Consider the following 23,824-nt stretch of genomic DNA (forward strand, 5'->3'; position numbering starts at 1 on the left):
GGGCTGGCCCGACATCGAGTGTCCTGCTGGCAGGATTCTCATCGACCACCTCCCCGGACCACGCTGGAACCATGACCGAGACCCTGGCGCTGAACCCTCCGGCGCGACCGCCCGCTCAGCGGTGGCTGCGCGACACCGGCTACGCCCTCGCCGCGCTGCCGCTGGCGGTGGTGGCGCTGGTCGTCGTCATCGCCCTCGTCGCCGCCGGGCTGGGCCTGTCGGTGATCGTCGGCGGCGTCTTCGTCCTCGCGGCCGGCGTCTACGCGGCGCGGGGGTTCGCGTACGCCGAGCGGCGGCGCCTGGCCGCGCTGACCGGCCGCGCGGTGCCGGAGCCGGCGTACCTGCGGGCCCGGGAGGGCGACGGGTTCTGGCGGCGCAGCCTGACGCCGCTGCGCGACCCGCAGTCGTGGCTGGACGTGGTGTGGTCGCTCGTCGGCTGGATCACCGCGACGGTGGCGTTCGCGCTCGTGGTGGCCTGGTGGGGGGCGGTGCTCTGCGGGGCGACCTACTGGTTCTGGCAGCGGTTCATCCCGCGCGACGACAGCGACGCGCAGAGCCTCGCCGACCTGATCGGCCTCGGCGACAGCCGGGCCGCCGACATCGGCCTGATCACGGGCATCGGGTTCGTCGCGCTGGTGACGCTGCCGCTCGCGCTGCGCTGCGCGGCCATGGTGCACGCGAGCCTCGCGTCGGTGCTGCTGACCAGCCGTGCGGAGCTGCAGGGCCGGGTGGCCCGGGTCGAGGAGAGCCGCGACTGGGCGCACCGGGCCGAGGCGACGTCCCTGCGCAAGCTGGAGCGCGACATCCACGACGGCCCGCAGCAGCGGCTGATCCGGCTCGGCATGGACCTCGGCCGGGCCCGCGTGCAGCTCGCCGACGACCCCGGCACCGCGGCCCGCACCCTCGACGCCGCCGTCGCCCAGACCCGTGAGGCGGTGGCGGAGCTGCGGGCGCTGTCGCGGGGGATCGCCCCGCCGCTCCTGGTCGACCGCGGTCTCGCGGCCGCCGTCGCCGAGATGGCCGGCGGCCAGCCGATCCCCGTGCGGGTCGCCGCCGACGTACCCCCGGAGCTGCCGCTGGCCGTGGAGACGGCCGCCTACTTCGTGGCCGCCGAGGCACTGACCAATGTCGTCAAGCACAGCGGTGCCGACCGCGCCGACCTCACCGTGGAGGTCGTCGACGCACAGCTGGTGGTCACCGTCGACGACAACGGCTGCGGCGGTGCGCTGGTCGCGCCCGGCCACGGCCTGTCCGGCCTGCGCGAGCGGCTGGCCGGCGTCGACGGGCAGCTCTTCCTCGCCTCGCCGGCGGGCGGGCCGACCCGGCTCCGCGCGGAGGTGCCCCTGCCCCGATGATGGCGGGGTGAGGATCGTGGTCGCCGACGACTCCGTGCTGCTGCGCGAGGGGCTCCAGCTCCTGCTCGCGGAGGCCGGCCACGAGGTCGTGGCCGCCGTCGGCGACGGCCCGTCGCTGGTCGACGCGGTCCTGGCCGAGCGTCCCGACCTCGCGATCGTCGACGTGCGGATGCCGCCCAGCCACACCGACGAGGGGCTGCGCGCGGCGGTCGCGTGCCGCGAGGTGTGGCCGGAGGCGCCGGTGCTGGTGCTGTCCCAGTACGTCGTGGCGTCGTACGCCGACGAGCTGCTGGCGACGGGGGAGGGCGGCGTCGGCTACCTGCTCAAGGACCGGGTGAGCGAGGTCCGGGAGTTCCTCGACGCGCTCACGACGGTGGCGGCGGGCGGCACCGTGCTCGACCCGGTGGTGATCAAGCACCTGATGGGCCGGCAGCGCGACCCGCTGCTCGCGCTCACCCCGCGCGAGCGCGAGGTGCTCGCGCTGATGGCCGAGGGGCGTTCCAACGCCGCTGTCGCCGACGCGCTCGTGGTGTCCCGGGCCGCCGTCGAGAAGCACACGCAGCGGATCTTCGCCAAGCTGGGCCTGTCGCCCGACGACGACCAGTCGCACCGGCGGGTGCTCGCGGTCGTGCGGTTCCTCCGCGCGGCCGAATGACATCGTTGTGATTCGGGGGTTAGAGTACGAGTCAGAACACCTGTCGGCCTTCCCCACCTGATGTGTCGAGGAGACCTCATGACCGCCGAGCGCAGCACCCAGGAGACCGCCCCCGCGGCGGCCGCTCCCGGCAGCCTCAGCGAACGCGACGCCAAGATCCTCGAGTTCGAGCGCCAGTGGTGGAAGTACGCCGGCGCCAAGGAGAGCGCCGTGCGTGAGCAGTTCGACATGAGCGCCACCCGCTACTACCAGGTCCTCAACGCCCTCATCGACCGCCCCGAGGCCCTCGAGGCCGACCCGCTGCTCGTGCGCCGGCTCCGCCGGCTGCGCTCGCAGCGCCAGCGGCAGCGGTCGGCGCGGCGCCTGGGGTTCGAGATCTGACCCCTCCGATGCCCACTCGCGACAACCACCAGCGCGGCGCCGTCCTGACGTCGCCCGTGGTGCTGCTCAGCATCGTCGCCGTCGTGCTCGCCGCGATCGCGTTCGTGGCGACCCGCGACGACCGGCCGGCCGAGCGCGACATCTCCGCCACCAAGGCCTCCTCGACGCCGACCGGCCAGGCCACCGACGAGCCGGGCGACGAGCCGAGCGCGCCGCCCACCGAGCCGGAGAAGCCGACACCGCCGCCCGTCGTGCGCGGTGACCACACGGTCGTGGTCTTCAACAACACCGCGATCCGCGGCCTCGCTGCCCGGGTGTCCGACAAGGTCCGTGACGCCGGCTGGAAGGTCGGTGCCGCCGACAACTGGTACGGCACCGTCCCCGCCACCACCGTCTACTTCCCCAAGGGCAAGAAGGCCGCCGCCCGCCAGCTCGCGCTCGACCTCGGCGTCGCCCGGGTCCTGCCCGCCGACACGGCCAGCGACATGAGCTCCACCAGCCTCACGCTGATCCTGACGGGCGAGCTCTGAGTTCGACGTGATGGGATGGGGACGTGAGGTTCTCGTCCCGCGAGGGTGAACTGCGCTACGACGCCCTGGTGCGCGTCGCGTCGCGGACCGTCGTCGGCCTGGACTTCGACGGCACGCTGTCGCCGATCGTCGACGATCCGGCCCAGGCCCACATCCATCCCGACGCGCCCGCGGTGCTGACGGCGCTGGCCGAGGAGGTCGCCGCGATCGCGGTGATCACCGGGCGTCCCGCGCGCCAGGCCCTCGACCTCGGGGGGCTGGAGGAGGTCGGTGACGCGCTCGCCGCGGCCGGCAAGGAGCTCTTCGTCTTCGGCCAGTACGGGAACGAGCGCTGGACCTCGAACCGTCGGCGGATCGTGGGCGCCCGGCCCCCGCGCGGCCTGGCGACCTTCGAGCGGGACCTGCCGCGCGCGCTGCGCAGTGCCGGCGCGAGCGACGCGTACGTCGAGGACAAGGGGCTCGCGGTCGCCGTCCACACCCGGCGCCTGCCCGACCCCGACGGCGCCTTCGACCGGCTGCTGCCGCCCCTGCGGGCGCTGGCCAGCCGGCACGGGCTGGTGCTGGAGCCGGGGCGGGCGGTGATCGAGGTGCGCTCGGCGGGCTCCCACAAGGGGATGGTCGTGCAGCGCCTCGCGGCGGTGCTCGACGCCGAGGGCTTCCTGTTCGCGGGTGACGACCTCGGTGACGTCGAGGCGTTCGAGGCCGTCGAGGAGCTGGGCGAGCGCGGCCTGGCGGCCCTGCGGGTCTGCTCGGCTTCCGACGAGCAGAGTGCCCTGGTCGCGCTGTCCGACGTGGTGGTGCCCGGCCCGGCCGGTGTGCTCGACCTGCTCGGACGCCTCGCAGCCGACGCGCGGGACGCTCGCCGCACCTCCTGAATCTCACATCTCGGACATCGGTCTCGTCATTCGGGATGCCGATTGGGCGCCGCGGCCGGACGCCCCTAGGCTGTGCGTGCTCATCCAGAGGGACTGAGGGAACGGCCCTGAGAAGTCCCGGCAACCGCCGCGAACTCCCGTCAGTACCTGCGTCATGCAGGAGCCGGCGTCGCGGAAACGGTGCCAAATCCGACCCGCGCGAGAGCCGCCGGGACAGATGAGAAGGAGGACCCATGAGCGCCGTTGTGACCGAATCGCCGGAGACGACGACCGAGGCGAGGCCCGGTCTGCGCGAGGGAGCGTTCGGCAATGCCACCTCGCTGTCGTGTCGCGAGTGCGGCCATCTGGTCGCGCTGGGCCCGTTCTACGCCTGTCCGGAGTGCTTCGGACCGCTGGAGATCACCTACGAGTTCCCCCGGGTGACCCGCGAGGAGATCGAGGCCGGCCCGCGCAACATCTGGCGCTACAAGGCGCTGTTGCCGGTCCCCACCGACATCGAGACCAGCCCCAACACCGAGCCGGGCTTCACCCGCCTGCTCGCCGCCGACAACCTCGGCCGTGAGCTCGGCATCGCCAAGCTCTGGGTCAAGGACGACTCGACCAACCCGACCAACTCCTTCAAGGACCGCGTCGTCGCCTGCGCGCTCAGCGCCGCCCGCGAGCTGGGCGCCACGACGTTCGCCTGCCCCTCGACCGGCAACCTCGCCAACGCCGTGGCGGCCGCCGGCGCCCGAGCCGGGATCAAGACGGTCGTCTTCATCCCGAGCAACCTCGAGACGCCCAAGCAGGTCAACTCCGCGATCTTCACCGAGAACCTGGTCGCCGTCGACGGCAACTACGACGACGTCAACAAGCTCGCCTCCGAGATCGCCGGCGAGGAGGAGGGCTGGGCGTTCGTCAACGTCAACGTGCGGCCCTACTACGCCGAGGGATCCAAGACCCTGGGCTACGAGATCGCCGAGCAGCTCGGCTGGCGGCTGCCCGACCAGGTCGTCATCCCGGTCGCCTCCGGCTCCCAGCTGACCAAGGTCGACAAGGCCTTCCAGGAGCTCATCAAGCTCGGCCTGGTCGAGGAGAAGCCCTACCGGATCTTCGGCGCCCAGGCCACCGGCTGCGGCCCCGTCGCCACCGCCTACAAGGCCGGCACCGACGCCATCCGCCCGGTCAAGCCCGACACCATCGCCAAGAGCCTCGCGATCGGCAACCCCGCCGACGGCATCTACGTCCTCGACATCGCCCGCCGCACCGGCGGTGCGGTCGAGGAGGTCACCGACGACGAGATCCGCGAGGGCATCGTGCTGCTCGCCCGTACCGAGGGCATCTTCACCGAGACCGCCGGCGGGACGACGACCGCGGTCACCAAGAAGCTCGTCGAGACCGGCCAGCTCGACCCCACCCTCGAGACGGTCATCATCAACACCGGGCACGGCCTCAAGACCCTCGACTCGATCTCCGGTCAGGTCGGCCCCGCCGCGACCATCGCTCCGAGCTATGACGCCTTCAAGGCGACCGGCCTGTGATGAGCGCCGTCCGGTGGGGGCCACTTCGTTCAGACCCCCGCAGCGTTGTCGCCGCTTGACGACCGCTCCGCTCCCAAGGCCGCCCGCGCGGCTCCGCCTTGCGGCCGCACGCACCGGACGACGCTCATCGCAACTCACCATCACCACAGCAAAGGAAATTCCCATGAGCGTCCGCGTCCGGATCCCCACCATCCTCCGCACCTACACCGGTGGCGACTCCGAGGTCAGCGCCACCGGTGCCACCCTGGCCGAGGTGCTCGACGACCTCGACGCCAGCTACGCGGGCATCAAGGGCCGGATCCTCGACGAGGACGGCAAGCTGCGCCGGTTCGTCAACGTCTACGTCAACAACGACGACGTGCGCTTCGAGCAGGATCTCGCCACGCCGACGCCCGACGGCGCCGAGGTCTCGGTGATCCCGGCGGTGGCCGGCGGCTGCTAGCTCGCCCGTACGTCGACCGCCCGGTGCGCATGGCGCCCGGGCGGTTCGCCGTATGCCCGGGTGAACGCCGCGACGTACGACGACGCGGTGGCGTAGCCCACCCGGTGGGCGGTCTCGGTGACCGACCAGCGGCTCAGCATCGCCCGGGAGGCCTCGAGCCGGGTGCGCGTGCGCCAGGCCGAGAACGACATGCCGTAGACCCGCTCGAACTCGCGCTGCAGGGTCTTCGGGCTGACGTGCAGCCGCTCGGCCCAGCCGGGCAGCCCGGTCCGGTCGGCCGGGTCCAGGGCGAGTGCCCGGGCAACGGCGCGGGCCGGGCCGAGTGCCGCCGAGCCGAAGCCGACCGGGTCGGCCGGCGAGGCGGCGAGCTCGCCGAGCAGTACCCCGCGCGCGGCCAGGCCGGCGCGCTCGTCCGTGCCGGGGCGGACCAGCCGCGTGACGGCGTCGACCGCCGTCGGCGACATCGCGAGCACGGTCGCCTCGTGCCGCACCAGCTCGTCGGGCGCGCGCCGGACGCAGAGTCGCACCACGGTCTGCACCTCCAGCGCGGTGACCTCGGCGACCACGCCCTGGCGCACCCACACGGCGCTGGTCGGGCCGGCGAAGGCGGCGGTGCCGCCGCGGCCGACCGCGAGGACGCCGTCGGGGGAGAAGTAGACCTGGTGCACGAAGTCGTTGCGCGACTCGGGGAAGTCGGTGATCACGCCGGCCGGCGGGTAGCGCAGCGCGAGGATGCCGTCGGGCGGCCCGAGACCGTAGGGGAACTCCTCGACCACCGCGCCGCCGGCCTCGGTCGCGGTGACCGCGGGGCCGGGACGTGTGGGGGCGTCCACCTGTCCTCTGCGCGTCACCATCTGACTCCTTCGCGACACCGGCACTGCGATTGGTAAGGCTACCCTCACCTAGTCCGTCGCGCGGTCTCGGGTGACCACGCGCGCCGCATTCCCGACGTGAAGGACCATCATGCAGCTCAGCCCCCGGCCGGCCCGCGCTCTCGCCGCCCTCTCCGCCGTCGCCCTGCTCGGCGTGACCCTCGCCGCCTGCGGCAGCGAGGACGACGGCGAGGACGGCGCCACGGCGGCCAGCACGCCGGCCTCCGCCCGTGCGTGCGAGGTCGACACGCCGCCGCTTCCCGAGGCGGCGCCGGTCGCCGCGTTCGACCCGGCCGCGAAGACGCGCACCTTCGAGGCCGACAACGGGGCCGTCGAGATCCCGACCGACCCGCAGCGCATCGTCGCGACCGGGTACGCCGTCCCGGTGCTCCTCGAGGCCGACGCGGATGTCGTCGGCATCTCAGAGTGGGGCCGTGGCACCGCGCTGATGACCGAGGACGACCTGGCCGACTACCAGGCCCTGAAGAAGGTCGCCGGCGAGACGGCCGCCAGCACCGGCTACGAGGCGATCGCCAACCTGAAGCCGGACCTGATCATGCTCGGCGTCCCGCTGCCCGTGCTGGGCGACGTCGATCTCGATCGGCTCGAGTCGATCGCGCCCGTCGTCGTGCTCGGCCCGGACCGCCCCGACGGCTGGAAGAACCTGTCGCAGCGCCAGGCCGACGCGGCTGGGGTCGTCGACTACTTCGAGGCCGCCAAGGCGTCCTACGACGCCAAGGCCGCCGCGCTCACCGAGAAGTACGCCGACGTCCTCGACGGGCACTGCTTCGGCCACGTCGGTGCGTACGGCGACGTGAGCGCGGGCAACTTCAACCGCGAGTACGCCGGCGCCTGGGGCACCAATATCGCCACCGACGTGGGCGCGACGTACTACGGCGGGCCGGCCGAGCCGGGCAAGGGATCGGCCGCGTTCTCCGAGTACCCCTCGATCGAGGAGCTCCCGCAGAGCCTCGCCGACGCGGACGTCATCACCTACACGGTGGACGACGAGGGCGAGCCGTCCGAGTCGGTGCAGTACGTCCTCGACCACGCCCTGTGGCAGACGCTGCCGGCGGTGCGCGACGGCAGGGTGATCCCGCTGCGCTACACCGAGGCGGCCACCTACCCGACCGCCGAGCGCGCACTGGACGAGATCGATAGCGCCTTCGCCGAGGCCTTCGCGGACGAGCTGAAGTGATCGGCGAGCGCGACCGGCCGGCCGAGCGCGTCGCCGAGCACCACGGCGCCGGGCGGGGGATGCGCCGGATCGGCTACCCGATCGGGATCTGCCGCACGACCGTCGCCCGGCGCGAGCTCGTGACGCCGCGGATGCTGCGGCTCACCCTGACCGGCGACGACCTGGCCGGCTTCCACAGCTATGTGGCCGACGACCACGTGAAGATCGTCTTTCCCCACGCCGACGGCAGCCGCACCGACCCGGTGCCCAACGACCGGCAGCTGCTCGACTGGCCCAAGCCGCTCCCGCCGACGCGGACCTACACGATCCGCCACGTCGACGTCGCGGCCCGCGAGGTCGACCTCGACGTCGTGCTCCACTCGGGCGGTCTGGCCGGCGACTGGGCGGAGGCCGCCGCGATCGGCGACCCCGCCGTGATCGCGGGGCCGCCGGGCGCCAAGGCGTTCGCGCACACCCACCGCCACTACGTGTTCGCGGTCGACGTCACCGGTCTTCCTGCCGTCGCGCGCTGGCTCGACGAGGCCGACTGGCTGGCCGCGGCCGGCGCGACCGCGCACGTGCTCGTCGAGCACGACCACGCCGACGAGACGGGCTACCCGCTCGCCGTACGTGAGGGGGTCGAGGTGCGCTGGCTCTCGCGCGCCGAGGGGTCGCAGCTCGGCGCGCAGGTGCGGGCGCTCGACGTACCCGACGACACCTTCGTGTTCGGCGCGGGGGAGGCCGAGGACCTCAAGGCGGTCCGTCGCTGGGTGGCCGAGCGCGAGCTGCCGGCGAGCATCACCGGCTACTGGAAGCGCGGCGTCGCGGGGTTGGACGATTGACCCTGCGTCACCCCGGCCCCCTGGTCGCGCTCGTCGCGCTGGGCGCGGCCCTCGCCGGCGCGGTCGTGTGGAGCCTTTCCATCGGGCAGGGTGACATCCCGGCCGGCTCGGTGCTCCCCGCGCTCCTCCGGTACGACGACCACGATGCCGCGCACATCGTCGTGCGTCAGGTCCGGCTGCCCCGGACCCTGCTCGCGATCCTGGTCGGTGCCGCGCTCGCCCTGGCCGGCGCGCTCGTGCAGGCGCTGACCCGCAACCCGCTCGCCGAGCCGGGCGTGCTGGGAGTGACCTTCGGCGCGTCGTTCGCGGTCGTCGTGGCGACGGCGCTCGGCATCGCCGGCGGCCAGAGCGCGCAGCTCGTCGTCGCGACGCTCGGCGCCGCGATCGCCACGGCGGTGGTGTACGCCGTCGGGCGGGCCGACCCGCTGCGCCTGCTGCTGGCGGGGACGGCCTTCAGCGCGCTCGTCGCCAGCCTCTCGCTCGGCATCCGGCTGCTCGATCCCGACGCCTTCGACGACCACCGCTTCTGGGCGGTCGGCTCGCTCGCCGGCCGCGACCAGCAGCCGCTGACGCTGCCGACCGTCGTGGTGGTCGTCGCCATCGTGCTCGCCCTCGTCCTCGTGCGTCCGCTGTCCGCACTGGAGATGGGCGACGACGTCGCCCACGGGCTCGGCGTCAGAGTGGGCGCTACCCGCACCGCCGTCCTCGTCGTGGCGACGGTGCTCGCCGGGGTCGCGACCGCGATCGCCGGCCCCATCGCCTTCGCCGGGCTGATCGTGCCGCACCTGGTCCGCCGGTTCGCCCGCGGCTCGGTGGGCTGGCTGATCCTCCTCTCGCTCGTGGGCGGGCCGGTGCTGCTGGTCGCGGCCGACACCGTCGGCCGGCTGGTCCTGCCCGTCGGTGACGCACCCGTCGCGATCGTGACCGGCCTGCTCGGCGGCCCGCTGCTGGCGTGGGTCGTGCGCCGTCAGGGCGCGGAGGCCGCCTCGTGATCGCCACCTTCCCGCGGCCCGCGCGGCGTACCGTGCTCGCGCTGGTCCTCGTCGCCGTCGCCACGGCCGCCGTGTCCCTCGTCGCCCTCTGCTACGGCGACGGCTGGTCGGCACCGGGCCGGGTGATCGCCGGCCTGCGCGGCGACGGTCCGCTCGCCGGACGCGTGCTCGAGTGGCGGATGCCCCGGGTGACCGCCGCCGTCGTGTTCGGGCTCGCGCTCGGGCTGGCGGGCGCCCTCTTCCAGAACCTCACCCGCAACCCCCTCGGCGCGCCCGACGTGATCGGGCTCGACCAGGGCGCCTACACCGGCGTTCTGCTCGTACTCACCGTCGCCGGCGGCGCCCACTTCGCGGCCGCCGCGGACAACGGTGGTGGCTTCGCGCTCGGGCTGGCCGGGGCGGCGCTGGCCGGCGGCCTGCTGGCGGCGGGCATCGTGGCACTGCTCGCGATGGGAAGCGGCTACACCGGCTACCGGCTGATCGTCATCGGCATCGCGGTCAACGCCGTGCTCACGGCCATGAACTCGTGGCTGATCCTGCGCGCCGACCTGGAGGTCGCGATGGCCGCCGCCAGCTGGTCGGCCGGCAACCTCAACGGCACCGACTGGTCGGACCTGGTGGTGCCCGGTGCCGGGCTCGCCGTCCTGGGGGTCGGTGCCGCCTGCCTCGCCCGTCCCCTGCACCAGCTCGCCCTCGGCGACGACGTCGCGGTCACCACCGGCATCCGGATCGGCCGGCTGCGGTTGCTCATCGCGACCGTGGGTGTCGGCTGCACCGCCATCGTGGCCGCCACCGCCGGCCCCATCGTCTTCGTCGCCCTGATGGCGCCCCAGATCGGCCGCCGGCTGGCCGGCACGGCCGGGGTCGCGCTGCTGCCCTCCGCCCTCACCGGGGCCCTGCTGCTGGGGACGGCGGACCTGCTCGCCCAGGTCGTCGCCCCGGTGCAGCTCCCCGTTGGCGTGGTGACCGGCGCCATCGGCGGCGTCTACCTGTTGTGGTTGCTGTTCAAGGAGGTCCAACGATGACCAGGCTGCGCACTGACGGACTCCGGCTCGGGTACGGCGAGCGCACGGTGGTCGAGCACCTCGACCTGACCGTGCCCGACGGTGCTCTCACCGCGATCGTCGGTCCCAACGCGTGCGGGAAGTCCACCCTGCTGCGCTCGCTGGTGCGGCTGTTGCGCCCGGAGGCGGGCAGCGTCGTCCTGGACGGCCGGTCGATCGCGACCTGGCGGCCCAAGGCGGTCGCCCGCGAGCTCGGCTTCCTGCCGCAGGGCACCACGACGCCCGAGGGGATCCGGGTCGTCGGCCTGGTCCGGCGCGGGCGCTACGCCCGGCAGCCGGCCATCGGCACCTGGACCCGCGCCGACGACGAGGCCGTCGCGGCCGCCCTCGACGACGCGGGGGTCGCGGACCTCGCGGACCGACGGGTCTCGGCGCTCTCCGGCGGGCAGCGGCAGCGGGTCTGGATCGCGATGGTGCTCGCCCAGGAGACTCCCTACCTGCTCCTGGACGAGCCGACCACGTTCCTCGACATCGCCCACCAGTACGAGCTCCTGCGGCTGCTGCGCCGCCTGGTCGACGACGGCCGGACCGTCGTCGCGGTGCTCCACGACCTCAACCAGGCCTGCCGCTTCGCCGATCACCTGGTCGCCATGCGCGACGGTGCGGTCGTCGCCACCGGAGCGCCGGCCGAGATCGTGGACGCCGCGCTCGTCGAGCGCGTCTTCGGGCTCGCCTGCGAGGTGCTGCCCGACCCCGTCACGGGGACGCCGATGATCGTCCCCCACGCGTGAGCCCGCGCCGGTCGCGCAGGTGCGCGGCCTCCGCGTCGTTGCGGCAGAGCGCGAGCGCGGTGTCATAGGCGACGCGGGCCTCCGCGTCCCGGCCCAGCCGGGCCAGCAGCTCCGCCCGCACCGCGGGCAGCCGGTGCCCGGGCAGGGCGACCTCCTCGAGCGCGGCGAGCCCGGCGGCCGGTCCGCTGCGCTCGGCGACCGCGACCGCCCGGTTGAGGCGCACGACGGGCGAGTCGCCCAGGCCCAGCAGCTCGTCGTACCGCTCGACGATGCGGTCCCACCGGGTCGCGCCGGCGGACAGCGCGATCGCGTGCTCGGCCGCGATCAGCGCCTGGAGCAGGTACGGCGCCGGCGGGCCGGTCACCAGCGGCCGCAGCAGGTCGAGCGCCTCGGATGCCTCGTCGTGGTGCCAGCGGCGGCGGTCCTGGTCGGGCAGCAGCACCAGCCTGCCGTCGACCGTGCGGGCGTCGCGGCGGGCGTGCTGCAGGACCATCAGGGCCAGGAGCGCGTCGAGCTCGTCGTACCGGCTCGGGAGGACCGAGCGCAGCACCCGCACCAGCCGGACCGCCTCCCCGGCCACGTCGGCGCGCAGCACGTCGGCGCCCGAGCCGGGCGCGTAGCCGCTGGTGAAGGCGAGATAGGCGATGTCGGCGACGGTGCCGACCCGCGCGTCCAGCTCATCCGGGGGAGGGACGGCGAAGCGGGCACCGGCCAGCTTCTTGCGGGCCCGGGTCAGCCGGGCGGCCATCGTCGCGGTCGGCACCAGGAACAGCCGGGCGACGTCCTCGGTCGCGACGCCGAGAACCAGCCGCAGCGTCAGCGCGGCCGACGCCTCACGCGACAGCGACGGGTGCGCGCACAGCAGGACCAGACGCAGGCGCTCGTCCATCACGACCTCCGTCTCCGGCGGAGCGGCCAGCACCCGCCGCGCCTCCTGCTGCAGGGACGCCTCGACCTCGAGCAACGGCTCCTTCCGGGCGGCCACCGCCTCGGTCCGCAGGGCGTCCGTGATCCGGCGCCGGGCCGTCGTCAGCAGCCAACCGGCCGGGTTGGCGGGCGGACCCGCCTCCGGCCAGGTCCGCGCCGCCGCCTCGAACGCGTCCGCCAGGCCGTCCTCGGCGAGGTCGACCCGGCGGCACCACGCGGCGAGCAGGGCCAGCAGCCGGCCCCACTCGTCGCGCAGGACGCGTTCGAGCTGCTCCACCGGCAGCGGTCAGTCCGGCGGCGCGGGCAGGCAGGTGCGCACCTCGACGCCGTCCTCGGTGTCGGCGAGCACCGCGCAGATCTGCAGCAGGTCGTCGAGGTCGTCACTCTCGACGATGTAGAAGCCGCCGAGCTGCTCGACAGACTCGACGTACGGGCCGTCGGTGACGACGACCTCGTCGGCGGTGCGGCGCACGACCTTGGCCGTGCGGGAGTTGGCGAGCTCGGCGCCGCCCGTGACGCGGTGGCCCCGCTCCTCCAGCAGCCGGCTGAACTCGCCGTGCCGGGCATAGGTCTCGGCGCGCTCCTCGGGGCTCGCGGACTCCCAGGTCGCTTCGTCACCGGTCAGCAGTACGACGTACTCGGTCATCGGGATCATCTCCTCGTGAGGTGTGCTGAGTCTTCCACCTCGATGACGGGCGAGCCGGCGGCGAATCGACAGCTCGCGCGAGATCCGTTCGACGTCAGCCGAGGAGCTGCGCCGCGAGCGCCGCGCTGGCCGGGTAGTCGACCTTGCTGACCGGGGTCCGCGGCACCTCGTCGACGAACAGCACCGTCTTGGGCACCTTGTAGTTGGAGATGAGCGCCCGGCAGTGCTCCCGCACCCCGTCCTCGGTGAGGGCCGTGCCGTCGCGGCGCTGCACGAGAGCGGTGACCTGCTGACCCCAGCGCTCGTGGGGGGTGCCGACGACGACCGCGTCGAAGACGTCGTCGTGGCGCAGCAGCACCGCCTCGACCTCCTCGGGGTGCACCTTCTCGCCGCCGGTGTTGATGCAGACCGAGCCACGCCCCAGGACGGTGACCGAGCCGTCCTCCTCACGGCGCGCGAAGTCGCCCGGGATCGCCCAGCGAACACCGTCGATCTCGCGGAAGGTCGCGGCCGTCTTGACCGGGTCCTTGTAGTAGCCGAGCGGCACCGGGCCCGATCGGCCGAGCATGCCGTCGACGCCGACGGGGCACGGCTTGAGGTCGGGGTCGAAGACCTCGACCTGGTCGGTGACGGTGAACCGTGGCGCGCTCTGGCCGCCGTCGGTGCCGTCGTCGATCCGGGAGCCGGTCGCGCCGGACTCCGAGGCGCCGTAGGAGTCGAGGATGAAGCGGCCCGGCAGTGCCTGGCGGATCTCCTCGCGCACCCCGTCGGACAGGGGCGCGGCGCCGTTGGAGACCGCGGCGAGGCTGGACAGGTCCCAGCGGTCCGGCTCGGCCAGGATCGCCTCGGCGACCGGGCGCCCCATCGCGTCGCCGAGGAAGGTCATCGAGACGACTCTGGCCTTCTCGACCAGGTCCAGGATCTTGGCCGGGTCGAAGTGCGGCTCGGTGAAGAGGGCGATCGTCTGGCCGGCGACGTGGCCGTTGCCCAGGATCCACTGGCTGCCGCCGTGCATCATCGGGCCGCAGGCCAGCAGCACCATCGGGTTCTCGACGGCGACCGCCTCCTCGGCCAACTGCTCGACGGAGTCCAGGGGCGCGCCGTAGCGGGCGGCGTTGAGCGCGGCCCGGATCAGGTCCTCGTTGCGCCACACGACGCCCTTCGGCGAGCCGGTCGTGCCACCGGTGTAGAGGACGTAGTGGTCGTCGGCGCTACGGCCCGTGATCCGGCGCTCCGGCGACGCGGCGGCCAGCGCGGCGTCGTACTGGTCGCCGAGGACGATGGTGTGCCGCAGGGTCGGCGTGTCGAGCTCGGCCACCGCGTCGACGTACTCCGGAGCCACGATGGCCGCGACGCAGTCGGCGTTGTCGTAGAGGTAGGCCAGCTCGTCGCGGAGGTACTTGTAGTTGATGTTGATCGGGACGGCCCGCGCCTTGAGGCAGCCGTAGAGAGCGTCGACCCACTCGATCCGGTTCGTGGAGTGCACCGCGACATGCTCGCCCGGCCGCACGCCGAGTCCGACGAGGTGGTTGGCCAGTCGGGTGGAGCGCTCGTCGATCTCGGCGAAGGTCCAGATCCGGTCGCCGGTGTGGACCGCGGCCCGGTCGGGCACCGTGTCGGCCATCGCCTCGAGGACGTCGGCGAGGTTGAGCGGGCGAGCGGCGGTCGCGTCGGGCGTGGCGGCGGGTGTGGTCGAGGTCACAGGAGAAGAGTGCCAAACTAGAACAGGTTCTCGCCAGGGTTCGGGCCGGTCCGTTTCGGCATGATGGTGGGGTGAGCGACCACCACTACGCCCTCGACCTGGTCTGGCAGGGCAACCGCGGCACCGGCACCAGCGGCTACCGCGACTACGACCGCAGCGTCCTGCTGAGCGCCGCCGGCAAGCCCGAGCTGCTCGGCTCGGCCGACCCCATGTTCCGCGGCGACGCCACGCGGTGGAACCCCGAGGAGCTGCTCCTCGCCGCCCTCGCGCAGTGCCACCTGCTGTCCTACCTGCACTCGGCCGTCAACCACGGCGTCGTCGTCACGGCCTACGACGACAGCCCGGTCGGCACCATGGCGCAGATCGGGCAGGGTGGCCGGTTCACCTCCGTCACCCTGCGGCCGCGGGTGAGCGTCGCCGAGGCGGGGATGGTCGAGGTCGCCCGCGAGATCCACGGCGAGGCGAGTCGCAACTGCTTCATCGCGGCGTCGGTGAGCTTCCCGGTCGGGCACGAGCCCACCACCCTCGTCGCCGGCCTCGTCGCGGGCTGACACCCGGGCGCCACCGGCGCGCCATGAGCCGTTCAGGACGGTCTGGTTCAAAGCAGCCATGACCAGCCCGCCGCGCCGTACCCGCACCGTCCTCGTCGCCGCCGGAGTCGCCCTCGCCGGCATCGGCGTGACGACCGGCGGCGGGCGTGAGCTGCTGCGCCGCCAGGCGGCCATCGCCCGGGCCCGGATCGGCAAGCCCCTCGGCGAGGACGCGATCCCGGCGGACAAGGTCTGGAAGCGCAAGTCGTACGACGGCGCGCCGCTCCATCTCCTCGTCCTCGGCGACTCGATAGCGGCCGGGCTCGGGGCCGAGCGGGCCAAGGACACCCTCGGCGCGCGGGTCGCGCGGGGGCTGGCCGGTGCGCTGCACCGGCCGGTCGCGCTGCGCACGGCCGCCGTGGTGGGCTCGGAGAGCTCCGCGCTGGCCGGCCAGCTGGACACGCTGCCGGGCGACTACCGCGCCGACGTCGCCGTGATCGTGGTCGGCGGCAACGACGTGACCCACCGGGTGCCTGTCGCGACGTCCGCCGCCCAGCTCGAGGAGGCGGTGGTCCGGCTCCGCGGGCACGGGACCGAGGTCGTGGTCGGCACCTGCCCGGACCTCGGCGCCCTGCGGCCGGTCCCGCAGCCGCTGCGCTCCCTGGGGTCGCGGATGTCGCGCCAGCTCGCGCAGGCGCAGGCGGAGGTCGCGGTACGCAACGGGGCGCACGCCGTGTCGCTGGCCCACGTGGTCGGCCCCTTCTTCATCACCAACCCCGACGAGATGTTCAGCCTGGACCGCTTCCATCCCAGCGCGCTGGGCTACAAGCGCACGGCCAAGGCACTGCTCCCCTCGGTCCTGCTGGCGCTCGGGCACGCCGAGCGGGTGCCCTTCGGCCATCGGGCGCCCCACGCCTAGCCTCGACGCATGACGACCGTCCTGCTCGCGACCTTCGACCTCATGCCCGGCGGCGAGCCCGAGGGCGCCACCCTGCCGGAGGCGCTGGCCACCCACGGGATCGACGCACGCTGGGTGCGCTGGGACGACCCGGCGGTCGACTGGGCGGCCGCCGACCTGGTCGCCGTGCGCTCCACCTGGGACTACCATCGCCGGCTGCCCGCCTTCCTCGACTGGGCGCGGCGGGTCGATGCGGAGACCCTGCTGCTCAACGGAGCCGCGGTGTTCACCTGGAACGCCGACAAGGCCTACCTCGTCGAGCTCGCCGACGTCGTACCGACGGTGCCGACGATGCTCCTCGACGACACGGCGCTGGCCGACGGCCTGACGGCGGCGCTCGCGCGGTGGGGGAGTGTGATCGTCAAGCCGCGGACCGGGGCCGGCGGCGTCGGGGTCGTCGTGGCCGAGCGTGTCGACGACCCGCGCCTCGAGGGACTGGTCGCCGGGCCGTGGATAGCGCAGCCGCTGGTGGAGTCCGTGCGGACCACGGGCGAGTCGTCGGTCTACGTCTTCGACGGCGTCGCGCTCGCCCAGGTCGACAAGGTCGCGGCCACCGGCGAGGTGCGGGTCCATGAGCTCTACGGCGGCCGCAGCGCGCCGGTCGCGCTCGATCCGGAGCGGGCGGGGGCGGCCGCCGACGCGGTCCGGGCGGTCGCCGCGATGCGGGGAGCGAACCTGGCCTACGCACGGGTCGACCTGATGTCTTGGGAGGGTCGGTGGGTCGTCAGCGAGATCGAGCTGATCGAGCCCGGGCTCTACCTCGACGTCGATCCGGGCAACGCCACGCGGTTCGCGGCGCTGGTCGCGGGCCGCCTGGACCGGTGCTGAACTCGTCTCGAACCGGGCTTTCTCCTTGCACTCGCCATGGTCGAGTGCTAAACATGATGCTGGCACTCTCGCCTTGAGAGTGACAACGGACATCGCGAAGGAATCGCAGGAGTTATGTCGAAGCTGATTGCTTTCAACGAGGAGGCCCGCCGCGGCCTCGAGCGTGGCATGAACACGCTCGCGGACGCCGTCAAGGTCACCCTGGGCCCCAAGGGCCGCAACGTCGTGCTGGAGAAGAAGTGGGGCGCCCCCACGATCACCAACGACGGTGTCTCCATCGCCAAGGAGATCGAGCTCGAGGACCCCTACGAGAAGATCGGCGCCGAGCTGGTCAAGGAGGTCGCGAAGAAGACGGACGACGTCGCCGGTGACGGCACGACGACCGCGACCGTCCTCGCCCAGGCCCTCGTCAAGGAGGGCCTGCGCAACGTGGCCGCCGGCGCCAACCCGATGGGCCTCAAGCGCGGCATCGAGGCGGCCGTGACGGCCGTCTCCGAGCAGCTCCTCGGCATGGCCAAGGACGTCGAGACGCGCGAGCAGATCGCCGCCACCGCCACCATCTCCGCCGGTGGCGACGCCACCGTCGGTGACGCCATCGCCGAGGCGATGGACAAGGTCGGCAAGGAGGGCGTGATCACGGTCGAGGAGTCGAACACCTTCGGCATCGACCTCGAGCTCACCGAGGGCATGCGGTTCGACAAGGGCTACATCTCGGCCTACTTCGTGACCGACCCCGAGCGCATGGAGACCGTCCTCGAGGACGCCTACGTGCTCATCGCCAACAGCAAGGTCAGCAACGTCAAGGACCTGCTGCCGCTGCTCGAGAAGGTCATGCAGTCGGGCAAGCCGCTCGTCATCATCGCCGAGGACGTCGACGGCGAGGCGCTGTCGACCCTGGTCGTCAACAAGATCCGCGGCACCTTCAAGTCCGTCGCCGTCAAGGCGCCGGGCTTCGGCGACCGCCGCAAGGCCATGCTGCAGGACATCGCGATCCTCACCGGCGGCCAGGTCATCTCCGAGGAGGTCGGCCTCAAGCTGGAGACCGCCGGTGTCGAGCTGCTCGGCCAGGCCCGCAAGGTCGTCATCACCAAGGACGAGACCACCATCGTCGAGGGTGCCGGCGATCAGGCCCAGATCGAGGGCCGGGTCAACCAGATCCGCGCCGAGATCGAGAGCAGCGACTCCGACTACGACCGCGAGAAGCTCCAGGAGCGCCTCGCCAAGCTGGCCGGCGGCGTGGCCGTCATCAAGGTCGGCGCGGCCACCGAGGTCGAGCTCAAGGAGCGCAAGCACCGCATCGAGGACGCCGTCCGCAACGCGAAGGCGGCCGTCGAGGAGGGCATCCTCCCCGGTGGTGGTGTCGCTCTGGTCCAGGCCGGTGCCAACGCGTTCGACAAGCTCGAGCTCGAGGGCGACGAGGCCACCGGTGCCAACATCGTCAAGGTCGCGCTGACCGCTCCGCTCAAGCAGATCGCGATCAACGCGGGCCTCGAGGGCGGCGTCGTCGCGGAGAAGGTCGCGAACCTTCCCGCCGGCCAGGGCCTCAACGCCGCGACCGGCGAGTACGTCGACCTGCTGGCCGAGGGCATCATCGACCCGGCCAAGGTCACCCGCTCGGCCCTGCAGAACGCCGCGTCGATCGCCGCGCTGTTCCTCACCACCGAGGCCGTCGTGGCCGACAAGCCGGAGAAGGCCGCCCCCATGGGTGGCGACCCGACCGGCGGCATGGGCGGCATGGACTTCTGATCGACTGATCAGGAGCCCGGCTCCCGCAGAACCACTGCACGACCCCCGCCTCCGGGCGGGGGTCGTGTGGTTTTTCCGTCGCCCCGAGCGCTGCGCCTGAGTAACATGGTGCGCTCCGTGATCGGATCGAGAGGGAAGGGAGTGTGGGTTGATGCCCGAAGCGCAGTGCGCCGCTGTCGGCGCGCCTGAAATCGACCCATCTTCACCGGTCTCCGTCCGACTCGGACCTCTTCGTTGACGCTGCTTCCACGCGGCGGGCGATCTCGCTGTCGGACGAGACCCCTTGCTTCAAGGGAGTAACCCGTTGTCATCAACATCTGATTCGAACCGCCCCAGCACGGCTGCCACCTGGACGACCCGTCCGGAACAAGCCGGTACCGACCAAGCGGGCATCCGCGAGGTACTGCTGGCCGCGTTCCCGACGAGTCTCGAGGCCGACCTCGTCGACGCCCTGCGCGCCGATCCGGAAGCCTGGCTGCCGGACCTGTCCGTCGTCTCCGCGGCCGCCGACGGGACCGTCGTCGGGTACTCGCTGCTGACTCGGTGCCACGTGGGCGGTTCCCCCGCCCTCGCGCTCGGTCCCTGCGCGGTGCCCCCCGAGCACCAGTCCCAAGGTGCCGGGGCGGCGGCGATCCGAGCCGGCCTCGACGCGGCGCGCAGGAACGGCGAGAACCTGGTCGTCGTCCTCGGGCACGCCGAGTACTACCCGCGGTTCGGCTTCGACCGGGCGTCGCGGTTCGGCATCACGGCGACCTTCGAGGTGCCGGACGAGAACCTGATGGCGCTCGCCCTCGACCCGTCGCGGCCGGTGCCCGACGGTCAGATCCGGTACGCGCCCGCCTTCGGAGTCTGAGAGCCGGCTCGCGTCACGACCGCACGGCCCCCGTCCTCGGGCGGGGGCCGTGTGGCTTCCTGTCAGCGACGCCAGCGGATCGCGGCGTAGATGTCGATCGGGAGCACGATGCCTGTGGAGTCGCCGGATGCAAGGAGAGGTGCAGCGGGGTGGCACGGCGCTGAGCGTAGGTCCGGATGCTCGTGCAGCAGTCCCGCCCGTTCCATCCGGCTGTCCGGAGGTCGCGCTCACACACGAACGCTGGAAAGGTGAGGCCCTCGCCTTCGACAGGGTCGAGGGCCTCACAGTTGGATGGGGCTCTGAAGGGACGTACTACCTATTGGGCGACGTTGAGGTAGATCGCCTCGTCCATGCTGAGCATGGCCTGGGCCTTGAGGATGCCCTTGCCGGCAGCCTTGGGCTGGACGTCGAACACGATGACGCCCGTCTTCTTGAGGCCCGGGCTCAGGTCCTCGTAGGTGAAGGCGTTGTCCAGGACGTAGGCCTGATCCGAAGTATCGACCTCATAGCCGTCGACCTCGAGCATGAAGTCCTCGCTGCTGACCTGGATGGATTCGTCCTTGACGTTCTGGACGGTGATGGTGATGACAACGTATTTGCCTGCCGGAGGGTCCGTGAACTGGTTGAGAGAGTCTTTCAACTCGACATTATCGATCTGGTAGCGGGCGCTCTTGTTCTCGACCGCCTTGCCCCGAGGAGCCGGGTTTCCCTTGGTGCCGACGGTGGCCGTCTTCTGCTGTTCCTTGGGCTCTTCGTCGACAGCAGAATCGTGCTTGGGGTTGTCCTCCGCGTCCGCGTTGAGGTTCTTCGACGCCTCGCTCGCTGCGTCGTCGACCTCCTTGGCAACCTCGTTGGCCCCAATGCCGACGATGGCGAAGCAGCCGCCGCACATAAGAATGAAGAAGGCGGTCACGCCGATCAGGACGTTGCGTAGGGTGTTTGACTTCTTTGGGGGTTGAGCGTAGTACGGCTGCCCTCCCTGCGGCGGAATCGGCTGCTGCGGGGGAGGTGGCGGGAACTGTTCAGTCACTGTGACACTCCTCAAATCGGCGGCATCTGCTTAGCCGCGAGCCAGATTATGGGAGGTTCTCGGGGTGCGTTCAGGTTTTGAGGGAGGTTTGACCCAACCGACTGGCGTGTTCGGTCGAGGATCTCGACCATTTCCTATGCGGCCCGAGGTTCGCGAGTCCGTGCCATTCTCGGAAGATGCCATCTCCGATCGACCGGTTCGGAGCCGGCGCGCATTCGCGGAGCGGCTGCACGCCGCGACCCAATGCGTCGAGGGGCCACGGGTTGCCCTCGGGCAGAAGCTTGGTGGCTAGATGCGCAGCGCATGGCGTTCGCCCGCACCTTGACATGGCGCGGCGCCTTTCGCAGCCTGCCCTCCATGAGCTACTGACCCCCAGAGAAACCTGCGGAAGCCAGGTAAGCCGCATGGGAGGCGACAGTCGGTGACGGATGGACTGCCGGTTGATGAGGAGGGCTTCGCTGCGGAGTCAGGAGGAAGGCACGGTTTGAAGGACCTCCCAGGCAATCTGGCGGATGCTGGCAGATGCGAGATCCCCGGATAGAGCGGCGGCTTCTCCATCTAGCCCTATGGTGCTCCACCCGCCGTTGTCTGACGTGAGGTGGTAGTAGTCCTCCCGCACAAAGGGATCGAAGTGTGCGCCATCGGTATTTGCCATCTCTGTGACGAGGAAGCGCCGGGTGTGCCACCTGCCTAGACTGTCGAGTACTACGAGATCGCTCTTCCACCATGGGGTGTAGGCGCGACGCCGGGGTGATGTCAGGTCCAGCTTCGCGCGCACGCGACCGGTCGACGTTCCATCAGAAGCCCCGGTGGTTTCCCACAAGACCAGGCCGCCGGCGACGATTCTGCCGACTTCTTCTTGCTCAGGACCGGTGTCCATGAATTCAAGCTTCTTGAGCATGCCAAGATGATGAAGAAGGGGCGGGCTCGACCCGTAGTGGAGCAAGCTTCGCAACAGCACAGCCATAGTGATCGCTTCGTCGCGGTCGCCCGAATCGAAGCGGCTAGCTGCGCCTTCAAGGTGACGCACGACGCGCTGCAGGGCATCGCGAATCTCGCCGTCGGGCCGTCGGACCTTCGGTGTCGACGTCTTGCCCTTGCGTGCGGCCATGAACCAACGATCGCTCATCCCTGCCGTCGACGCCGAGGATTTGCGAACATTGGCTGTTCTTGTCCAGTCTGCGGCGGCTGCCGAGGCAGGTCCAGGTTCGAGATGAATCGAGAGTCGGCATGGGCGACGTCCCGCGGAAGTTCCGTTCGGGAGCAGCATCAACCTCCGCATCAGTCGCCTCCGAGTCACGCATCACGCATCTCAACATTGCGCTTTCCTGTCGGGGGCTGCGGACGGGGCTCCGGCCAGGTTGTTATCAAAGTTAGGTCCTGGGATAGCGCAAAGTTCCCCTCGGCCTCACAAAGGTCGAGGTCCGCCCGCCGGCGAGGCGCGTCATTCTGGAGCCCGTTGACGCACCGCGCTCAAACAGCCAGGCGTCGTTGCCTGCGTGGTGCCGAGGGGAGACGACGTCACGCTGTGGTGTAGAGATCGAGGTTGATCTCGATCCCCGGCGGCTGCGGGTAGCACTCACCGACGACGGTGCCGTCCCGGTCCCGGATCAACTCGACACAGGTGGTGCCGCGAGGGGTGACCACGCGACCCAGGCCGTGCGGAGTCACCCATCGGTACGCCGTGAGGGCCAGTTGGCGCACCTGGTAGCCGCCGCCTCCGGAGGGGAGGTGGCCGTGGGTCTTGATCCGATGGTGTTGTCGGGTGAGGGGTGCGGCGTTGTGGTCGCCGGTCTGGCCGGGTGGGCCGTCGCGGGTGGTGGGGACGTACGGCGTGGCGTGGTCCAGGTCGAACCGGTCGCCAACCCCCGCTCCATTGGTGGAGTGGGGGAAGACGTCGCCGCACATGCGCTGGATGGCGCGCTCCCGGACGACGGTGGGGTGCTCGTAGGCGTTGACGCTGGTGACGCCGGCGAGGTCGAGGACGGGCTGGAGAGTGATGTCACGGCGGCTGAGGAGGTCGGCGAGCTGCTGGAGCAGGAACGGGCCCAGGCCCTCGACCCGAGCAACACCGGGGACGAGGCCGGTCAGGGCCAGGGCGGACAGGTGAACGTGGATGACGGCCTTGCGGTTCCGGGCGGGCTTCCTCGGCGGCGAGGGAGGCGCCTCGTCGGCCGGGGCCGGGGCGGGCTCACGAAGGCCGTCGAGGAAGGCGGCTGCGGCGTGCGGATCGGCCAGCAGCGCCAGTGCTTCGGCCCGGAGCTGCGCGCGGGTCGCGGGCTGCTCGTCGTCCGCACGCTCCTGGTGGGCTTCCAGCGCGTCGGCGAGGTCGTCGATGACGGCGTCCAGCTCGACGGCGGCACCGGCGGGGAGCTTCGCGGAGATCCGCCGGGTGGCGGCCTCACCACCGCCCACGGCGCACGGATCGAGGATGTCGCCGGGCCGGGGCCGGGAGAGCCAGCAGCCGGTCTTCTTGGCGTCGGCCTCGATCCGGGCCTGGTGGGCGGCCTGGTCGGCCTCGATCACCTTGGCCTCGGCGATCCGCAGGATCCGGCCGGGGGGCTGGCTGCCAGCGGCCGCGACGGCCGCATCGACGAGCCGCACCGCGTCGCGGTCGAGCTCGCGGGTCATCGCCGCGACCTTGCGGGCCAGCCAGGCGGGCATCGCCAGGTCGAGCACGCGCCCCCACGCCCGCGGCAGTCGGTGGCGCAGGTCGAGCGCTGCGGCGGCGAGGTGACGGGTGCTGACCTGCCCGGCCTGGAGGGCGATCGCGAGCTCGGCGACGCTCAGCTCGGCGACCTCGGGCGTGCCGTCGCCGCCGAGGCGGACCAGCCGGTCGCCACCCCTCGCCGCCGGCACGGCGCCGGGCTGGGTCTGCGGATCGTCCGCGTTGCGGTCGCACCACGCCAGCACCAGGAGCAGCTGGTCGACCTCGGCCTGACGCCGCGTGGCGAGGTTGGACTCGGCAGCAGCCAGCAGCTCCGCCGCTGACAGATCCCCGAGGTCCCGATGCATGGAGACAGCACAGCATCCACCCCCGACACGAACCCGAACCGTCGGCCGGCCCCTGTGGAAACGGCATGAGGTCGGCGCTCCGGGGGACCTTCGTCCCTGGCGCCGAGGACCATCCTGCGGCATGGTGAGTCCGAGGAACGACCACCAAACTGC

Annotated in this window: 24 protein-coding genes and 1 riboswitch; of the genes, 17 read left to right on the plus strand and 7 right to left on the minus strand. The window is 72.0% G+C overall.

Translation table 11 applies throughout. From position 1 onward, the window contains the following. Window positions 1-71 precede the first annotated feature (71 nt). The 7 genes from RB608_RS00210 (at window position 72) to RB608_RS00240 (ending at window position 5,758) form a co-directional block, all read left to right on the plus strand. Window positions 72-1,355: a sensor domain-containing protein gene (locus RB608_RS00210; RefSeq protein WP_308085758.1), complete on the plus strand. Its 1,284-nt coding sequence runs from the start codon at window positions 72-74 to the stop codon at window positions 1,353-1,355. A gap of 7 nt (window positions 1,356-1,362) precedes the next feature. Next, window positions 1,363-2,010, plus strand: coding sequence for a response regulator transcription factor (locus tag RB608_RS00215; protein WP_308085759.1), 648 nt, complete (start codon window positions 1,363-1,365; stop codon window positions 2,008-2,010). Window positions 2,011-2,088: 78 nt separating this feature from the next. After that, window positions 2,089-2,391 carry a DUF3263 domain-containing protein gene (locus RB608_RS00220; RefSeq protein ID WP_308085760.1) on the plus strand — a complete coding sequence of 101 codons (303 nt, stop codon included), beginning with the start codon at window positions 2,089-2,091 and terminating at the stop codon, window positions 2,389-2,391. Window positions 2,392-2,399: 8 nt separating this feature from the next. Further along, the gene (locus tag RB608_RS00225) at window positions 2,400-2,921 is read left to right on the plus strand and encodes a LytR C-terminal domain-containing protein (protein ID WP_308085761.1); all 522 of its coding nucleotides are present in this window, start codon (window positions 2,400-2,402) and stop codon (window positions 2,919-2,921) included. A gap of 23 nt (window positions 2,922-2,944) precedes the next feature. Next, on the plus strand, window positions 2,945-3,796 hold the full coding sequence (gene otsB, locus RB608_RS00230) for a trehalose-phosphatase (protein ID WP_308085762.1): 852 nt from the start codon (window positions 2,945-2,947) through the stop codon (window positions 3,794-3,796). A gap of 77 nt (window positions 3,797-3,873) precedes the next feature. Then, window positions 3,874-4,020: riboswitch (SAM riboswitch) on the plus strand. Between the two features lie 9 nt (window positions 4,021-4,029). Further along, on the plus strand, window positions 4,030-5,316 hold the full coding sequence (gene thrC / locus RB608_RS00235; RefSeq protein ID WP_308085763.1) for a threonine synthase: 1,287 nt from the start codon (window positions 4,030-4,032) through the stop codon (window positions 5,314-5,316). Between the two features lie 163 nt (window positions 5,317-5,479). Continuing rightward, window positions 5,480-5,758, plus strand: coding sequence for a MoaD/ThiS family protein (locus tag RB608_RS00240; RefSeq protein ID WP_308085764.1), 279 nt, complete (start codon window positions 5,480-5,482; stop codon window positions 5,756-5,758). Here the strand turns inward: RB608_RS00240 and RB608_RS00245 are convergent. Beyond that, the gene (locus tag RB608_RS00245) at window positions 5,755-6,591 is read right to left on the minus strand and encodes a helix-turn-helix transcriptional regulator (RefSeq protein ID WP_308085765.1); all 837 of its coding nucleotides are present in this window, start codon (window positions 6,589-6,591) and stop codon (window positions 5,755-5,757) included. The two genes, RB608_RS00240 and RB608_RS00245, sit on opposite strands and share 4 nt — an antisense overlap. A 130-nt stretch (window positions 6,592-6,721) precedes the next feature. On the opposite strand from RB608_RS00245, the gene RB608_RS00250 reads away from it, so the two are divergent. Genes RB608_RS00250 through RB608_RS00270 form a run of 5 tightly spaced genes read left to right on the plus strand, consistent with a single transcriptional unit; the run spans window position 6,722 to window position 11,436 of the window. Next, on the plus strand, window positions 6,722-7,828 hold the full coding sequence (locus tag RB608_RS00250; protein ID WP_308085766.1) for an ABC transporter substrate-binding protein: 1,107 nt from the start codon (window positions 6,722-6,724) through the stop codon (window positions 7,826-7,828). Further along, on the plus strand, window positions 7,825-8,649 hold the full coding sequence (locus RB608_RS00255) for a siderophore-interacting protein (protein ID WP_308085767.1): 825 nt from the start codon (window positions 7,825-7,827) through the stop codon (window positions 8,647-8,649). Before RB608_RS00250 ends, RB608_RS00255 begins: the two co-directional genes overlap by 4 nt. Next, on the plus strand, window positions 8,646-9,641 hold the full coding sequence (locus RB608_RS00260) for an iron ABC transporter permease (RefSeq protein WP_308085768.1): 996 nt from the start codon (window positions 8,646-8,648) through the stop codon (window positions 9,639-9,641). The genes RB608_RS00255 and RB608_RS00260 overlap by 4 nt, the downstream gene beginning before the upstream one ends. Then, on the plus strand, window positions 9,638-10,666 hold the full coding sequence (locus RB608_RS00265; RefSeq protein WP_308085769.1) for an iron chelate uptake ABC transporter family permease subunit: 1,029 nt from the start codon (window positions 9,638-9,640) through the stop codon (window positions 10,664-10,666). Before RB608_RS00260 ends, RB608_RS00265 begins: the two co-directional genes overlap by 4 nt. After that, window positions 10,663-11,436 (plus strand): ABC transporter ATP-binding protein, encoded by a 774-nt coding sequence (locus RB608_RS00270; protein ID WP_308085770.1) that lies wholly within the window; start codon window positions 10,663-10,665, stop codon window positions 11,434-11,436. The genes RB608_RS00265 and RB608_RS00270 overlap by 4 nt, the downstream gene beginning before the upstream one ends. On the opposite strand, the gene RB608_RS00275 is transcribed toward RB608_RS00270, so the two are convergent. From RB608_RS00275 to RB608_RS00285, 3 genes are all read right to left on the minus strand, one after another. Next, the gene (locus RB608_RS00275) at window positions 11,402-12,640 is read right to left on the minus strand and encodes a DUF6596 domain-containing protein (RefSeq protein WP_308085771.1); all 1,239 of its coding nucleotides are present in this window, start codon (window positions 12,638-12,640) and stop codon (window positions 11,402-11,404) included. The genes RB608_RS00270 and RB608_RS00275 overlap by 35 nt on opposite strands. 9 nt (window positions 12,641-12,649) lie before the next feature. Next, on the minus strand, window positions 12,650-13,009 hold the full coding sequence (locus tag RB608_RS00280; protein WP_308085772.1) for a YciI family protein: 360 nt from the start codon (window positions 13,007-13,009) through the stop codon (window positions 12,650-12,652). A 94-nt stretch (window positions 13,010-13,103) separates the two neighbouring features. Beyond that, the gene (locus RB608_RS00285; RefSeq protein ID WP_308085773.1) at window positions 13,104-14,711 is read right to left on the minus strand and encodes an AMP-binding protein; all 1,608 of its coding nucleotides are present in this window, start codon (window positions 14,709-14,711) and stop codon (window positions 13,104-13,106) included. A gap of 71 nt (window positions 14,712-14,782) precedes the next feature. On the opposite strand from RB608_RS00285, the gene RB608_RS00290 reads away from it, so the two are divergent. The 5 genes from RB608_RS00290 to RB608_RS00310 all read left to right on the plus strand — a co-directional run bounded on the left by RB608_RS00290 (window position 14,783) and on the right by RB608_RS00310 (window position 19,626). Beyond that, window positions 14,783-15,262, plus strand: coding sequence for an OsmC family protein (locus tag RB608_RS00290; protein ID WP_308085774.1), 480 nt, complete (start codon window positions 14,783-14,785; stop codon window positions 15,260-15,262). Window positions 15,263-15,320: 58 nt separating this feature from the next. Then, the gene (locus RB608_RS00295; RefSeq protein ID WP_308085775.1) at window positions 15,321-16,160 is read left to right on the plus strand and encodes an SGNH/GDSL hydrolase family protein; all 840 of its coding nucleotides are present in this window, start codon (window positions 15,321-15,323) and stop codon (window positions 16,158-16,160) included. A 9-nt stretch (window positions 16,161-16,169) separates the two neighbouring features. Further along, entirely contained in the window at window positions 16,170-17,027 is an 858-nt protein-coding gene (locus RB608_RS00300) for a hypothetical protein (RefSeq protein ID WP_308085776.1), read from the plus strand. Window positions 17,028-17,141: 114 nt separating this feature from the next. Then, window positions 17,142-18,773, plus strand: coding sequence for a chaperonin GroEL (groL, locus tag RB608_RS00305; protein ID WP_308085777.1), 1,632 nt, complete (start codon window positions 17,142-17,144; stop codon window positions 18,771-18,773). Window positions 18,774-19,077: 304 nt separating this feature from the next. Continuing rightward, window positions 19,078-19,626, plus strand: coding sequence for an N-acetyltransferase (locus RB608_RS00310; protein ID WP_308085778.1), 549 nt, complete (start codon window positions 19,078-19,080; stop codon window positions 19,624-19,626). Between the two features lie 316 nt (window positions 19,627-19,942). Here the strand turns inward: RB608_RS00310 and RB608_RS00315 are convergent, their stop codons facing one another. The 3 genes from RB608_RS00315 to RB608_RS00325 all read right to left on the minus strand — a co-directional run bounded on the left by RB608_RS00315 (window position 19,943) and on the right by RB608_RS00325 (window position 23,671). Beyond that, window positions 19,943-20,656, minus strand: a complete 714-nt coding sequence (locus RB608_RS00315) for a DUF4352 domain-containing protein (RefSeq protein WP_308085779.1) — start codon at window positions 20,654-20,656, stop codon at window positions 19,943-19,945. A 466-nt stretch (window positions 20,657-21,122) separates the two neighbouring features. Then, window positions 21,123-21,767 carry a hypothetical protein gene (locus RB608_RS00320; RefSeq protein WP_308085780.1) on the minus strand — a complete coding sequence of 215 codons (645 nt, stop codon included), beginning with the start codon at window positions 21,765-21,767 and terminating at the stop codon, window positions 21,123-21,125. A gap of 410 nt (window positions 21,768-22,177) precedes the next feature. After that, window positions 22,178-23,671: a hypothetical protein gene (locus RB608_RS00325; RefSeq protein WP_308085781.1), complete on the minus strand. Its 1,494-nt coding sequence runs from the start codon at window positions 23,669-23,671 to the stop codon at window positions 22,178-22,180. Window positions 23,672-23,824: the final 153 nt, after the last annotated feature.

This window comes from Nocardioides sp. LHD-245 (assembly GCF_030929495.1).
Lineage (GTDB): Bacteria > Actinomycetota > Actinomycetes > Propionibacteriales > Nocardioidaceae > Nocardioides.